We start from the raw sequence: 13,195 nt of genomic DNA, 5'->3' as shown, positions 1-13,195 counted from the left end.
ACGGTTCCCCGTGCGGTAGCACGTGAGCTACCTACTCCCGCTCCGCAAGACAATCTAGGAGCCATGTGGGTGCTGTAGTGTCTGGTCTGCTCGTTAAGCTGTTTTTATGAGTTCTGTGACTGCTCCGCGCCTTGACCGCGCCACAATGGGGCGCAAAGGCGGACAAAAAGCCGCAGAACGCTGGAAAACCGATCCCGAAGGCGACTATGCCACGGCACAAAGGGAAACACTCGCAGCCGCGAATAAGCGATGTGCCCGTCAAGGAACTGGCACTCGCGGTCGTGTGCTGGCGGTGTATTCCCAGACGCTTGTCGACACGGGTGAAGTACATACTGCACGTCAGATCGCAGAGGAGATCGGTATAACCAAACGCATGGTCAACATCCATCTGAAAGCGCTCCGCGATGCTGGGTTGGTAGAGCAGTAGGTGGGAAATACCGTAAGCAATATACGGTTCCCCTGCCCCTGGGCAGTAAAGGAGAAGAAGAACCCTCAGGTTTAAGGGCTCGCGTACACCCGGCGGCCGCATTTTTTGACATGCAGTTGCATTTGTTTATGTGGGTTCTTGTTTCAGCTTCTCTACATATTCAAAGGACAACTGCACAATGACCTAAATCAGGCCGACTTGGCCTCAGTGGCTGCGCTTACCGCCATCCATTTTCATTTAATTGTCAATAAGCGTCGACGGGGGTAGGCTGAGTGCATGGCACACGAGCACCACGACCACGATCACTCCAGCACGCCGCTGCGCGCACTCTTGATTGCGCTAGGCATTACCGGCACCGTCTTCTTCGCGGAGCTGATCGGCGGCTGGTTGGCGGGTTCGATGGCGCTGATGGCGGATGCGATGCACATGCTTTCCGACGCTGCGGGGTTGATCATCGCGGTGTTAGCGGTGTTGGTTGGGCGCCGACAAGCATCGGCTCAGGCCACGTACGGCTACCGACGGGTGGAGGTGCTTGCTGCACTGGCGAACGCAGTGATGGTGCTGGCGATCTCGGTGTGGATTGTCGTCGAGGCGGTGCGCCGCCTGCAGAGCCCGGCCGAAGTGCAGGGAAAAACGATGCTGATCATCGCGGTGATCGGCCTGGTGGCGAATGCGCTATCGGCGTGGGTTCTGCAACGGCACCGCAAATCCTCGATCAACGTGGAGGGCGCGTTCTTGCACGTGTTAGTGGATATGCTCGGCTCGGTCGCAGTAATCGTGGCCGGCATCGTGGTACTGACCACGGGGTTTGTGGCGGCGGACGTGATCGCCTCCCTAGCGATCGCGGCGATGGTGCTGCCGCGCGCCTGGCAGCTCATGCGGCTTTCGGCGAGCGTGCTGCTCGAGCAAGTCCCGGCGGACTTCGACGCCAGTGCGATCGAGCCCGCGCTGCGGCAGGTCGAGGGCGTTGCTGACATCCACGACCTACACCTGTGGAGCCTGGACGGCGTGAACGTGCTCACGACCGTGCATATCGTGCGCGACGGCACCGTCGGCACCGGCCCGCTGTTGGATGCCGCCCAGCAGGCCCTGCGCGAACACGGTATCGAGCACTCCACCATCCAGATTGAGCACCCAGAGCACGAATCCCACGAGACGGTGTGCTGATTCCCTTCTAACCTGACTTAGGCCAATTTTGTGCGGAAGTTCGCGGCCGGTGATTACTTGGATGGTGGCAGTGAGGTCGGGCGGGAATGGTACGGCGGCGTGAATGGTTTCGCCGCCAACGACGAGTTGAAAGCTGCGGTATTTCTTGAGTGTTCTCACGAGGCGTTTGATGAAGTGACCACTGCGGGTCTCCATCAGGTGGGTCACGGCTAGTGCTGCCATCACAATATTGAGATGTGCTGTGATCGAGTTTTGTTTCCTCGCATAGATTGGGCGTGCTTTCAGGTCTGATTTCGACATCCGATACGACATTTAAGCAACCGTGAGCGCTAGAAGTACGGAATAAGGTAAAGGTCTTGCACCATAAGCAATGCGGTTCTTTCGTCCTTGGAATAGAACACGACAGATAGCGCAAGACCCTGGGGAGCAGGGGGAGGGGGATCGCTCAACTGCTGGGCAAACATCTCCCCCGCCCTCTTCGGGTCGATGTTTCAACTGGTCAAGTCCAAAGAAGCACGGCGTGATGATGGTGAGCACTACACCAGCGAGACAAACATTCTGAAAACAATCGGACCGCTGTTTCTGGATGAACTGCGCGCAGAAGCCGACCGTCTGATTGCGGCACCAGCGTCAAGAGATTCTATTTTTGCAGTACACAACACTAGCCAAAGAGTAGATTTCCCCGTCGAAAAGGGACTTGCCTTCAAGTTTTGCTTGAATTAACATATAGCGATGTAAGCCTCGAGGCTACCGGCAGAAATGCGTCAAGGTCCCTCGGGGCGCTCGTATTTTAGGGATACCCTATAGTTTTTAGGTATGGCTTTTGATCCTGCGGATTACGACGTAAAGTCTTTCCTTTCCGCACCGCGTTTTGCGACCTACCAGTATAAAACCAGTTTCCAGGATGAGAAGGCTTCCCGTCTGTATTTCTGGAACCAAGAGTTGGCAGGGACATTCTTAGGGCCTTTATCGGTATTGGAGATAGCCCTTCGAAATTCGATTCACTCTCACCTCTCCGCGCATTTCGGTGAAGAGTGGATTACCGACGCCTCTGCGTGTGATCTTCTAGATGAAGATCGGGAAGGCTTCGAGAAGACCATTGATCGACTTGAAAATATGGGCAAAGACATCTCTCCCGATGCTGTAGTTGCGGCAAGCAGTTTCGGCGATTGGGTTCGCCTCTTGGGGGATGGTCAGCCGCGTAACAGCATCTATAACTATGAAAAAACGTTATGGGTTCCCGCTTTAAAAGAAGCATTTCCGAAAAGGGGGAAAATTGAAAGAAAAGAAATTCATGGGCGGCTTAATCATCTCCGGTCGTTCCGGAACCGTGTTGTACATCATGAACCTATTTTTAAGAGAAATTTGAAATTGATGATGAGCGATATAGTCACCGTGACGCGGATGATAAACGACGATGCTGCAACCATTGTCGAATTGGGAAACCGTCTAGACGAAGTCTTGAACGCTAAAAGCGATGCCCTCGCCGGATCCTGCCCCATTTAAGTACACCCATCTGTACGCGCTGACCTGCGGCGTTGTGGGTTGTGCCGAGCGTGCTGCCGGAGTCCCTTTCAGTGTCCCTGGGGTAGGAGCGGCCGCATGAAGGTGCGCTCGTACCGCAGGACGCACTCGGACTCGTCTCGAATCCGGTCAGCGGCGATGAAGTCCGAGTGGGTGCCGAACAAGGTGCGGTACTGCTCGTAGGCAGCCAGGCTGGGGAAGCTGAACAGGGATTCCGCACGGTCACTCACACCTTCCGCGGGTAGGTAGTACCCGTGGTGGGTGCCGCCGTGTTCGTCGACATGCCGCATCCAAGCGCGGGCGAACTGTTCAAAGGCTGCGATCTGGTCGGGGTCGATGGTGTAGTGGACGACACAGGTGATCACATCCACAACGCTAGGCCCACAGGCGCTCATTGGGGAGCCTTTGTCTGTGCGCCTCGTGGTGCAGCACACCAATCTGCCTGGTTTACCTGCGGAAATGCGTCAGTTCGCCAAGTTGGCGCCGAGTTCAACGGTGAGAACTCCGACGGCGATGAGGAGGATGCCGAGGGCCATGGTTCGGGTGAGGGGTTCGTGGAAGATGACCCGGGCGAGGATCGCGGTGAGAGCTACGCCGGATGCTGCCCAGATGCCGTAGGCGACGCCAAGGGCCATGCCGTCGGCCAAGGCGAGACTTAAGGCGACGAACGCCACGAGATACCCCGCGATGACGCCGATGAACCATTTCTTCACCCGGCCACCGTCGGAGGCTCGTAGCGACATGGTCGCGACGACTTCGGACAAGATGGCGCCTGCGAGGAAGATCCATCTCATGAGTTGACTCCTGCTTCCTGGGCTGCGGTTTGCTGAGCTTTCTGGGAGCCGAGTTCGACGGTGAGGACACCGCTGATGATCGCAACCATTCCAAGACCCATCACAGCGGTCAGAGGTTCACCGAAAATCGCGGCGGATAGCACGGCGGCGAGCACGACCCCGCTGGCTCCCCAGATGCCATAGGCGACGCCGATCTGCATTCCTTCGCGCAGGCAGAAGGTGAGGAAGACGAAAGTGCCGATGTATCCGGCAGCAACCACGATGTACCAGGATGGGTGATTGAGCGCCGCCTTGAGAGACAGCGTCGCCGCCACTTCGGTAGTGATGGCGCCAGCGAGCAGGAACCACTGCTTCATGGGGTTGTTCCTTCGATCAGGGAGCGAATGCTGGAGACGACGGCTTCGAGATCCGCGCCGTGGAGGGTGGACACACCTGTGGCCTGGGCGCCCCAGAGTCCGTCGGCGGCGAGTCGGGCGGTGGTCAGCCTGGCTCGGGTGGCGGCGTCGAGATCGTCCGGGAGTTCGAGCCAGCGGCCCATCCGCGTAGTCCACGGTTCGGTGAGTTCGGGCCGATACGTCGCTTGGCCCCAGATGATGAACTCGGCGCGCTTGGCGGCCCCGTGGGCGGCGACGTGAACGTAGCTCAGGAGCCGCTCGGTGGCGTTGGCGTTCTCGAGGGGCTTGCCAAGGGTGGCAGTCATGTCGTTCTCGACGTTGGCCGCAGCGTGGTCGACGATCGCGGCGAGCAGTACGTCGCGGTTGCGGAAGTGATATAGCAATCCCGGTTTGGTGAGCCCGGCCTCGTGGGCCACTGCGTCAAGGGTAATGTCGCCACCCTCCGCTGCGTTCATGACGCGGAGGGCAGCTTCCAGGATCTCGGAGCGCTGACTGGTTCGCATATAGCTAACTTTACCATTTGGTAGGTGAAGCCTTCAACTGCGGGCGCTGGTAGGGGCACCTGGGGTACACCCGCGCGCACGAGTTTCGGCCTGACTGAAAACTCAAGGTCATAGATGTCCGTTAGGGTGAGGTCGTGGCAGAAAAGACAGATGGCGCGCAGGTTCTACACCTGGGCAAGCAGAATTCGTCGGCCCCCGGCCAGATCATCGGTTACGCAAGGGTCAGCTCGGCAGATCAGAACATCGACCGTCAGCTCGCTGCGCTCGAAGAAGCAGGTGTACAAAAAATCTGGCACGAGAAAGTCAGCGGAGCTACACGCGACCGCCCCGAACTTGCGCGAGTGATGGAGTACGTCCGCGAGGGCGACACTCTAGTGGTTGCGAGCATGGACAGGTTGGCGCGCTCGGTGCCAGACCTTTACGCCATTGTCGAAGAGCTAAACGGCAAGGGAGTCGCCGTGCGCTTTCTCAAAGAAGGGCAGCTCTACGACGCGCACAGCGACGCGACAAACCAGCTCATGCTCGGCGTGCTTGGCGTCGTCGCACAGTTCGACGTGCGTTGATTCGTGAGCGGCAGGCCGAGGGGATCGCGCGGGCGAAAGAACGCGGCGTGTACGACCGTGCCCCTGCCATGTCGAAAGACGAGATTCAGCAGGCGCGCGACCTCATTGCGCTCGGCGTGCCCAAAGCAGAAGTCGCCCGCCGCCTCGACGTCAGTAGAAGCACCTTGTACAAGTACGTCGTCACGCCAGACCGGAAAGACGGAAAGAGCAGACAGTAGACCGCGCCTGTAAGGTCGCGCGTCTGCTAGAACATGCGTTCGCAGAAATGGGCTGCGATGTCGGGTGGTCATGGCAGGATTGCAAGCATGATTCAAAGCATTGAGAAGATGTTGTCCGAGGCGAGCGTGGCTCGGTTTGATCCCGAAGACGCAACGTTGAGCAGTGGCGAGCGTGCGCAAGCGAAGATCGTCACTGTCCTTTTGGAGGAATGGGACGCGCTTGACGGGAGGCAGCAGCGCGCGATTGTGGACGTGCTTGAGAAGTCGACGCAAGCAAGCGAAGACGCCGAGGGATTCGTAGAGCGCCTGCGGCAGCGAGCAAAGAAGTAAACCTGTTGCCTTGTCCTCTTTAAGCGCGCGCTCCATGAGCGCTCCCATAATGAACGACAGCGCCCGCCTGTCTCACAGAGGCGCTGACGCGAACGCCTACGGCGTTCTTGTCCCTGAATCATCACTACCGGGCCGCTCTTCGCGGTAGCGGTCGGCGTTAATCGCGTCTTCCATCAGCCCGAGCGTGATTTCTTCGAAGGCGTCTTTGATCGCGAGTGACTCAAAGTCTTTCGCGACTTGTTCCCAGTGCATGCGCTCAAGGGTCGGAATCATTGCCCACAGCGCCATGCGTAGATACGTCCCGCGACTGCGTCCAGTGCGCTCGGCGAGCGCGTCGAGCCGCTCAACGAGTTCGCGTTCTAGTCGTACAGAGACAACCGGCCCGCGTCCGATCACACCGTGCTGCTTTCTCGTTGCCATGGTCATCGATCCTTTCTTGTTTCGTCCCGACGTTGCTTCCTAGTCCTACATGTAAACAATGTTTACATGTAGGAACGAGAACAGTCGGTGTGAGGAAAACGGTTTTACTTTTTACAACGAAGCGTACATGTAAACATTGTTTACACGTAGTGGTTTGGGTAAAAACGAAGACCCCTTTTTGCGGAGCGCTCACCCGTAGCAAGGGGGGTGTGGCCGGGGAACGCATCAACGGGCAAAGGGGTCTTCTGACGTTTCAAGGGATGCTAGCCTCCCCCAAATCGTTGCCGCATAGTCTAGCCGGGCAGGTCGAGAGTTTCGGCAAAAATTGCCCAACTCTCCCCCTTCCTTTTCCCTCCACAAGGCGAGCGCTGACCGCGCTTGCCTTGTTTTGAAGCCGGGGGCTTTATCTGTTGGTACATTGGCAGTAAACTTGCCAGTACCCCCTGGCGGGACACAAACACCGCTTGACCTGGACCGGAAGGAGGCCGCGAAGTTGCTCACGATTGCGAAGCTGCACGGTGAGTCTGTGGCCTATTACGAGTCCACTGTTTCGACCGAAACGGAGCACGCGAGTGGTCCCGATGCGTACTACTCGGAGGACGGAACGAAGCCCGCGACGGCGTGGATTCTGGCGCGAAGTAGTGCTCAAGTGCGCGAAGTTTCTGGCGCGTTAGGGGTCGAAGTCGGCGCGGTTGTTGGCGGCGATCGTGTGCGTGATTGGTTCAATAAAGCGGTTGCGCCGAGTGGTGAAAAGCTCGGGCGCGCGCCGAGCCAAAGCGGGGTTCCTGGTTTCGATTTGACGTTTTGCGCGCCGAAAAGTGTGTCGATTCTGTGGGGTGTGGCAGATGATCCAGCGCTGAAACAGGTTGTGGATCAGGCGCATGCGCGCGCGGTTGAGAGCGCGCTTTCGTACTTTTCGGAGCACGCTGGTTATACGCGGCGTGCTGATGTGCGGGATAAAACGCGCATGGTTATTGATCGGGTTGAGGCGATTTCTGGTGTGAAGTATGAGCATCGGACGTCGCGGTCGGGTGATCCTCATGTGCATTCGCATGTGCTGTTGTCGAACAAGCAATTGTGCCGTGATGGGAAGTGGCGAACGCTTGATTCGAAGGGGGTGTATCACGAGGCTCGTGCTGCTGGGATGTTGTACCAGGCGGTGATTCGTGAAGAACTCTCGCGCGAGTTGGGTGTTTCGTGGGGTGAGGTTGTCAACGGGTGTGCGGAGATTGCTGGGCTTGATTCGCCCGAGATGATTCGTGCGTTTTCGACAAGGGCGCGTGAAATTGATGCGTGGCGTAGTGCGAACGGGTTGGAGGCGACCGGCGAGTTGGGACGTGTCGCGCAGAAGAAAACACGCCAGCGCAAGGACTTGGATACACCACTTGCCGAGCTTGAAGCGGGCTGGAAGCAGAGCGAGGCGGGGTCGAAAGCGCGCGGGTTTATCGCGTCACTTCGACCGGGAGTAGCGCGCAATGTAGGTGTGGTGCTTCCTGATGTGCGGGAAGTTTTAGCTGCGGTGGTTGCTGAACGCTCGACGTTTACGCGCGCTGATGTTGTCGAGAAGATCGCCGAGATGATGCCAGTTGGTGCTGTTTCACTGGAGCAGATGCGAGAGGTTGTCGAGCAGATTGCTGATGAAGTCTTTGCCGATGACAGCACATGGACGGTGACACCGGATAAGGCGTCAGAGGTCAACGACCAGGCGCGTGAGGGCGCACAGCGGTTTACAACTGATGCGGTGGTCGCTGAAATTGATCGCGGTATCGATGTTGCTACGGCGGTTGTCGATGCCGGTGTTGATGCGTCGGTGATTGTCCCGATCGACGGCAAACTTTCGCAGGCGCAGGCAGAGGCAATGCGCGCGGTGGTGCAGTCGCGGTATCTGGCAAGCGTGGTTGTTGCCCCGGCAGGTGCCGGAAAAACTTCGAGCTTGAAAGCGGCTCGTCGTGTGTGGGAGCAGGCCGGTCGACAAGTCGTTGGATTGGCTCCGACTGGTAAAGCTGCCGATGTGATGGTGGGTGAGCAGGTCGCGCATAGTGCTTCGACGGTGGCGAGGGTGTTGCTGCAAGTCGACGGCGTTGAGGCGTCGTCGGCGGCGCAAAAACTTGGTTGGGGTACTGACACTGTGGTCGTTGTCGACGAGGCCGGCATGGTGGCTACTCCTGATGTGGTGCGCATTCTTGAGATCGCGCAGGCTGCAGGTTCGCGCGTGGTGTTTGTCGGAGATCCGAACCAGTATGGTGCGGTGAAAGCACGTGGAGGCATGCTCGCCACGCTGGCCCACGAGCTGCCGGATGCAGTGGAGTTAACCGAGGTATTCCGGCAGAAAGACCCACACGAGCGGGAAGCATCGAAACAACTTCGCACAGGACAGCTGCCGAATGTGCAACGGGCTGCTGATTTTTACGCCGCTGCTGGCAGACTGCATGCCGGTTCGATCACCGCGATGATGGACGATGCACTTGCTGGGTGGAAGCAAGATATTTCCGCTGGGAAGCGTTCCATCTTGGTGGCGTCGAACAACGAGTACGTGGCGGCACTCAACGCTGCCGCGCAGGCCGTAATGGCCGAGCGCGGCGCGATAGACACGACAGTGTCGGTTGCGATTAGCGGTGAGCAATTCGCCCATGTTGGGGATACGATCCTGACGCGCAACAACGATTATGAACTGGTCACCAGTGCTGGTGATGTGGTGCGCAATGGGCAGCGTTGGCAGGTCGAACAGATCAATGCCGATGGGTCCATGCAGGTACGCAGACTTGATGAAACTAACGTCACTGTGACGCTGAACCCGGAGTATGTCGGTGCATATGTCCAGCTTGGATATGCCACCTCTGGGCATGCATCCCAAGGTGCCACCGTGGATGTTGCTCGCGTGGTTGCTGCTGTAGGCCAGATTGATCAAGCCGGGGCATATGTCCCACTGACGCGAGGACGCGAGGGCAACTACTTGTACATGGCCGAGGCGATGCTTGGCGATAGCGATACAGGCCATGGTCGAAGCGCTGATACACCGCAGTTGCGGCGTGAATCGACCGAGTATGCACGTGATCTGCTGGTGCAGGCAGCAACGCGCAGTGCTTCCGATCAAAGCCCGTATGCAATCCACCGCAACGCGAGAGCGGATTGGGAGCTTGCCAAGCTAGCCGCAACAACACCGCCAGAAACGGACGTATTTGCTGGCACACGCATAGGCGAGTGCGCGCAGCGGCGAGCGCATGCACGGTTGCAGCGCCTGGAAGCGTTCTACGCCTCCCAACGCGAACAGCGTGATGTGCCTGTAGCGAAGCGGCAGGAAAAGCGCGTGGCAACAGGTCTGATCGACAAGCTCGGCATGAGCACAGGGCATGCGCCCACGGCACCGCAGCAATCACGCATGCCGGATAATACCCAGCTCATTGAGCTTCGCAGTCGCCTTGTGGCGATAGGTGCGATGCGTGATGAACACCGCGAGGCAATAGCCCGGTTAGACGAGCAGGAGGCGCACACCATCAAGCAGCGCGAGCAGCGAATGAAGCATGTGCGCAGCATGCAGCGCAAGCGCCAAGGCTTGATTGCCAAGCAGGACAATCGCGGTTGGTTTGCACGGACGTTGAAGCCGAATGAGTACGCGGCAGAGATCGCCGAATGCGATGTGATCATTGCGCGGAATATGAAGCAGGCTGACCAACTCAGCGAGCAGGCGCACACGTTGCGTGAAGAAGCCTTGCAGCATCACGGACAGCTTGAGCAGTTAAGCCAAGAAGCATCACGGATTGAGGCGGCGATCAAGGCGCACGAGCGCACTGGGCAGGTGGGAAGTTCGCGTGATGCGGTGAGCCTGTCGGAGCGGATTTCGTTGCAGCAGCGCATGCAACAAGGCCGCCGATCCTCGTATGAAAACGGTCCACAACAGCCGGTAAAAAGTAGTGAAACAGATCACTATTTAGAGTAAGGAAAAGGGCTGTTTTGCCTGGTCACTCTATGAGTCTCATTTTGAGACCTTTAGAAATTTGAGCCCATTTAGCGGCCCTTCGTCATGCTGGTTTTGGCGTACCCGTTCCGGCGGTAGAGAGCTTGCGCTGCACGAGGGTCTAGTGCGAAAACCTGTAAAGCTGTATACTGTAAAACTGTAAACCCTTAACCTGTAAAGCTGTATTGAAAAAGAGGAGGTAGGCCATGATTATCACCACTATCAACGCCAAAGGCGGGGTGGGAAAAACCACCACAACGATGTTTCTGGCGACCGTGTTCGCGCAGCGTGGATACGCGGTCACCGTTGCCGACCTTGACCGGCAGGGGTCTGCGCTCGACTGGGCAGAGCGCGCCGAAGACGGTGGTAACCCGTTGCCGTTTGATGTTGAGCTATCGATCCCGAAGCGCGTTGATCGCCAAGCTGCACTTGTCGCCGATGACGAGATTATGTTCATTGACGTGCCGCCAGGAGATGAAAACGCGATCGAAGCGGCAATCGCAGTCAGCGACTTCATCATCATGCCAACCAGATCGGCAGCTGCCGACCTTTCACGCATCTGGGAATTGCGCGATGCCGTCAGCGCTACCCCGCATGCAGTCCTGCTTACGTTCGCACGGAAAGGCACGAGTGCGTTAGAAGCTGCCCGTCAAGCACTCGATGCCGAAGAGATGCCGAGGTTTCAAGCAGAGATCCCCCTGCGCGAAGACATGCACTTAGCGTTTGGCTACTGCCCCGGACCGGACATGCACGGCTATGACGCCGTCGCCGATGAACTCATGGAGATGATGAAGTGACCACCAGCAAGCAACGTGCAAGCGGACAGCTCGCCCCACGAGCAACAAAGAAGACCACAAGGGGCACAGCAAAGACTGAAACGAAGTCCGCACGATCAGCGTTTCATCAGACCTCCAATCGCGACTACGTCAAGAAGATGACCATTGAAGTCGACCGCGATCTACACACTGAATTGAAGATGATTGCGGCGCGCGAAGGCGTGACAATCCGCGAGATTGTCGAGTCCTACCTGGAGAAATATGTGAAAACGCATCGCTAAAATAAGAGGATACAGGTTTACAGGTGCTGTAAACCTGTATTTTTATTACGACAGCTCCCGCTGTGGTCTTGAGACTGTTTTCGGTAGGTAGGTGTTCGCAGAAGCGGATACAGGTTTACAGCACCTGTAAACCTGTATCGCAGCCCACCTAGATGAAGTGGGAGAGTTGATCGTGTTGTGCGCCCGTAGTGGTTTACCAGCGTGTTAGCCTAAATGCGTCCATAAAAGAAAAAGAAGCCTGGAACATGTCCAAGTGCTCCAGGCTTGCTTCACCACCGGCCACCAACCGGCTCGTGAAGCGCTTTAACCGACCCGTAACCGTCGGAGAAAGCGATGTTATGAGTGTATCGAACCGTAACGCAGAACGCACGACACCACGCCAGCATGTGCGCGGTGTCGGTTTACACACGGGGCTGCTCGACGACACCCCAGCGGGTGCAACCGACCGCGACGCCCTGTTAGCGCATCTCGGTCGCAGTGCGATCCACGCCAGCAAAGACCGCAACTTCTCTAGCGCGTACTACCCGGATAGCGACGGGGCGCGACGTCCTCGGCTCTACCGGGTCGACTCGCCAGCGTTTGCCAACTGCCAGTACGTCATGTTGACCACGAGGCAGTATGCAGCCGTCCTCGTCGTCGATATCGACCAACCCGGACAAGCAGGTGGTCACCCAACCAGTCTTGCGCTGAGCGTGCGGGAAAACTTCACCAAGCTCATCAACCACGGGATTGGCCCCTCATGGGTGGGCATTAACCCGCTGACCGGCAAAGCCCAGGCAATCTGGTTAATCGACCCGGTGTATGCCGATAAAGCAGGACAATCACCCCATATGAGCTTGCTTGCAGCAACGAGTAAAGCGTTAGGAGAGATGCTGGATCATGACCCGCACTTTTCCCACCGCTTTAGCCGCAGCCCGTTCTACGAGGGGAAAGACCCCACCGCGTATCGCTGGTACTGCCAGCACAAACGGGTACACCGCTTGGCTGACTTATTGCGGGAGGTACGTGCATTGACTGGCCAAGAAGCACAACAGCGATCGACACGACAGCAGTTTTCCTCTGGTCGTGAACTCCTCGAAGCAGCGAAAACACGCAGGCAACAAGCAGAAGCCTTCAAAGCGCTTGCACACGATGTCGAAGCAGAACTTGCGACGAGCGCTGAGCGCTATGACCCCGACATCATCGAGGGCGTGCGCGTGCTGTGGATTCACCAAGGACGCGCAGCGCGCGACGAGACGGCCTTTCGCCATGCGTTAAAAGTCGGGCACAGGCTACGCGCAGCAGGCGAGCGCTTAACCGATAACGCATTGATTGACGCTTATGAGCACGGATACAACATTGCCCAGGAAGTCGGTGGCGATGGGCGACTCTTAGAGATGCCGCCAATGCGTGATCGCCAGACCATGGCGAGGCGAGTGCGTGGGTACGTGACGCAGGCGAAGGCTTCAAATGGCGGTTCTGTGGCCTCTGGGAGGGCTACAAACACCGAACGCAAGGCTTTGGCCACGATGGGGCGTAGAGGTGGGCAGAAAGCCGCACAACGTTGGAAAACAGACCCAGACGGCGAGTACGCGCGAGGTAGGCGCGACATGCTTGACGGCGCTAATCGAAAGCGAGCGGCAGGAGGTCGTAGTAGGGCGTACCAGATCGCTGCTTTTTTTGATGACCACTATGCGCAGACAGGGTGTTATCCCACTGTGAACGAAGCTGCACAAGAGTATGGCGTGAGTGCGCGGACGGTCCAGCGTGCCCTTGCCAAAACAGGCATAGATCTTGGGAGTGGAGGGCGACCGAAAAAGGGTGACACGCCATAAGCAATATACGGTTCCCCGTGCGGTAGCA

Annotated in this window: 14 protein-coding genes and 2 pseudogenes; 11 read left to right on the top strand and 5 right to left on the bottom strand. The window is 57.7% G+C overall.

The genetic code is table 11. The features are described from left to right. Nucleotides 1-106 precede the first annotated feature (106 nt). The 5 genes and pseudogenes from HMPREF3170_RS11190 (at nucleotide 107) to HMPREF3170_RS11175 (ending at nucleotide 3,100) form a co-directional block, all read left to right on the top strand. The gene (locus HMPREF3170_RS11190) at nucleotides 107-427 is read left to right on the top strand and encodes a helix-turn-helix domain-containing protein (protein WP_070479747.1); all 321 of its coding nucleotides are present in this window, start codon (nucleotides 107-109) and stop codon (nucleotides 425-427) included. A 276-nt stretch (nucleotides 428-703) separates the two neighbouring features. Continuing rightward, nucleotides 704-1,594 (top strand): cation diffusion facilitator family transporter, encoded by an 891-nt coding sequence (locus tag HMPREF3170_RS11185; protein WP_070479745.1) that lies wholly within the window; start codon nucleotides 704-706, stop codon nucleotides 1,592-1,594. Between the two features lie 30 nt (nucleotides 1,595-1,624). Continuing rightward, a complete protein-coding gene (locus tag HMPREF3170_RS11180; protein WP_005324624.1) occupies nucleotides 1,625-1,807 on the top strand; it encodes a hypothetical protein in 183 nt (60 codons plus the stop codon). 240 nt (nucleotides 1,808-2,047) lie between these two features. Further along, nucleotides 2,048-2,215 (top strand): annotated as a pseudogene (locus HMPREF3170_RS11465) (SAM-dependent DNA methyltransferase); the annotation flags it as partial. 195 nt (nucleotides 2,216-2,410) lie between these two features. Further along, nucleotides 2,411-3,100: an Abi family protein gene (locus tag HMPREF3170_RS11175; RefSeq protein WP_070479743.1), complete on the top strand. Its 690-nt coding sequence runs from the start codon at nucleotides 2,411-2,413 to the stop codon at nucleotides 3,098-3,100. A gap of 68 nt (nucleotides 3,101-3,168) precedes the next feature. Here HMPREF3170_RS11175 and HMPREF3170_RS11170 read toward each other — a convergent pair whose 3' ends face one another. The 4 genes from HMPREF3170_RS11170 to HMPREF3170_RS11155 all read right to left on the bottom strand — a co-directional run bounded on the left by HMPREF3170_RS11170 (nucleotide 3,169) and on the right by HMPREF3170_RS11155 (nucleotide 4,810). Next, nucleotides 3,169-3,513, bottom strand: coding sequence for an NIPSNAP family protein (locus HMPREF3170_RS11170; RefSeq protein WP_154762756.1), 345 nt, complete (start codon nucleotides 3,511-3,513; stop codon nucleotides 3,169-3,171). 69 nt (nucleotides 3,514-3,582) lie between these two features. Further along, a complete protein-coding gene (locus HMPREF3170_RS11165) occupies nucleotides 3,583-3,912 on the bottom strand; it encodes a DMT family transporter (RefSeq protein ID WP_003849969.1) in 330 nt (109 codons plus the stop codon). Further along, complete coding sequence (locus HMPREF3170_RS11160; RefSeq protein WP_048733039.1) at nucleotides 3,909-4,268, bottom strand: DMT family transporter; 360 nt, start codon at nucleotides 4,266-4,268, stop codon at nucleotides 3,909-3,911. The genes HMPREF3170_RS11165 and HMPREF3170_RS11160 overlap by 4 nt, the downstream gene beginning before the upstream one ends. Further along, nucleotides 4,265-4,810 (bottom strand): TetR/AcrR family transcriptional regulator, encoded by a 546-nt coding sequence (locus HMPREF3170_RS11155; protein ID WP_034666346.1) that lies wholly within the window; start codon nucleotides 4,808-4,810, stop codon nucleotides 4,265-4,267. Before HMPREF3170_RS11155 ends, HMPREF3170_RS11160 begins: the two co-directional genes overlap by 4 nt. A 170-nt stretch (nucleotides 4,811-4,980) precedes the next feature. Between HMPREF3170_RS11155 and HMPREF3170_RS12100 the strand changes: the two are divergent. After that, a pseudogene (locus tag HMPREF3170_RS12100) lies at nucleotides 4,981-5,591 on the top strand (recombinase family protein). Between the two features lie 87 nt (nucleotides 5,592-5,678). Next, nucleotides 5,679-5,921 carry an antitoxin gene (locus HMPREF3170_RS11145; RefSeq protein ID WP_070479741.1) on the top strand — a complete coding sequence of 81 codons (243 nt, stop codon included), beginning with the start codon at nucleotides 5,679-5,681 and terminating at the stop codon, nucleotides 5,919-5,921. Between the two features lie 96 nt (nucleotides 5,922-6,017). Here HMPREF3170_RS11145 and HMPREF3170_RS11875 read toward each other — a convergent pair whose 3' ends face one another. Continuing rightward, nucleotides 6,018-6,341, bottom strand: coding sequence for a ribbon-helix-helix protein, CopG family (locus HMPREF3170_RS11875; RefSeq protein WP_070479749.1), 324 nt, complete (start codon nucleotides 6,339-6,341; stop codon nucleotides 6,018-6,020). 430 nt (nucleotides 6,342-6,771) lie between these two features. Between HMPREF3170_RS11875 and mobF the strand changes: the two genes are divergently transcribed. From mobF to HMPREF3170_RS11120, 4 genes are all read left to right on the top strand, one after another. Then, nucleotides 6,772-10,278, top strand: coding sequence for a MobF family relaxase (gene mobF / locus HMPREF3170_RS11135; protein ID WP_246814981.1), 3,507 nt, complete (start codon nucleotides 6,772-6,774; stop codon nucleotides 10,276-10,278). A 224-nt stretch (nucleotides 10,279-10,502) separates the two neighbouring features. Beyond that, nucleotides 10,503-11,093, top strand: coding sequence for a ParA family protein (locus tag HMPREF3170_RS11130; RefSeq protein WP_070479737.1), 591 nt, complete (start codon nucleotides 10,503-10,505; stop codon nucleotides 11,091-11,093). Further along, the gene (locus HMPREF3170_RS11125) at nucleotides 11,090-11,353 is read left to right on the top strand and encodes a hypothetical protein (RefSeq protein ID WP_070479735.1); all 264 of its coding nucleotides are present in this window, start codon (nucleotides 11,090-11,092) and stop codon (nucleotides 11,351-11,353) included. The genes HMPREF3170_RS11130 and HMPREF3170_RS11125 overlap by 4 nt, the downstream gene beginning before the upstream one ends. A gap of 338 nt (nucleotides 11,354-11,691) precedes the next feature. Beyond that, a complete protein-coding gene (locus HMPREF3170_RS11120) occupies nucleotides 11,692-13,167 on the top strand; it encodes a replication initiation protein (RefSeq protein WP_070479734.1) in 1,476 nt (491 codons plus the stop codon). The last annotated feature ends 28 nt before the right edge of the window (nucleotides 13,168-13,195 follow it).

This window comes from Corynebacterium sp. HMSC08D02, from assembly GCF_001807505.1.
In the GTDB taxonomy this organism is placed as follows: Bacteria; Actinomycetota; Actinomycetes; order Mycobacteriales; family Mycobacteriaceae; genus Corynebacterium; species Corynebacterium pseudogenitalium.
Note: the sequence above shows the minus strand (reverse complement) of the source record. Positions and strands in the feature narration are given on the sequence as shown.

What these genes read in the sequence shown, in the direction of transcription:
- HMPREF3170_RS11190 (WP_070479747.1), top strand. Translation starts at nt 107, where the DNA reads ATGAGTTCTGTGACTGCTCCGCGCCTTGACCGCGCCACAATGGGGCGC.
- HMPREF3170_RS11185 (WP_070479745.1), top strand. Translation starts at nt 704, where the DNA reads ATGGCACACGAGCACCACGACCACGATCACTCCAGCACGCCGCTGCGC.
- HMPREF3170_RS11175 (WP_070479743.1), top strand. Translation starts at nt 2,411, where the DNA reads ATGGCTTTTGATCCTGCGGATTACGACGTAAAGTCTTTCCTTTCCGCA.
- HMPREF3170_RS11170 (WP_154762756.1), bottom strand. Translation starts at nt 3,513, where the DNA reads ATGAGCGCCTGTGGGCCTAGCGTTGTGGATGTGATCACCTGTGTCGTC.
- HMPREF3170_RS11165 (WP_003849969.1), bottom strand. Translation starts at nt 3,912, where the DNA reads ATGAGATGGATCTTCCTCGCAGGCGCCATCTTGTCCGAAGTCGTCGCG.
- HMPREF3170_RS11160 (WP_048733039.1), bottom strand. Translation starts at nt 4,268, where the DNA reads ATGAAGCAGTGGTTCCTGCTCGCTGGCGCCATCACTACCGAAGTGGCG.
- HMPREF3170_RS11155 (WP_034666346.1), bottom strand. Translation starts at nt 4,810, where the DNA reads ATGCGAACCAGTCAGCGCTCCGAGATCCTGGAAGCTGCCCTCCGCGTC.
- HMPREF3170_RS11145 (WP_070479741.1), top strand. Translation starts at nt 5,679, where the DNA reads ATGATTCAAAGCATTGAGAAGATGTTGTCCGAGGCGAGCGTGGCTCGG.
- HMPREF3170_RS11875 (WP_070479749.1), bottom strand. Translation starts at nt 6,341, where the DNA reads ATGGCAACGAGAAAGCAGCACGGTGTGATCGGACGCGGGCCGGTTGTC.
- HMPREF3170_RS11130 (WP_070479737.1), top strand. Translation starts at nt 10,503, where the DNA reads ATGATTATCACCACTATCAACGCCAAAGGCGGGGTGGGAAAAACCACC.
- HMPREF3170_RS11120 (WP_070479734.1), top strand. Translation starts at nt 11,692, where the DNA reads ATGAGTGTATCGAACCGTAACGCAGAACGCACGACACCACGCCAGCAT.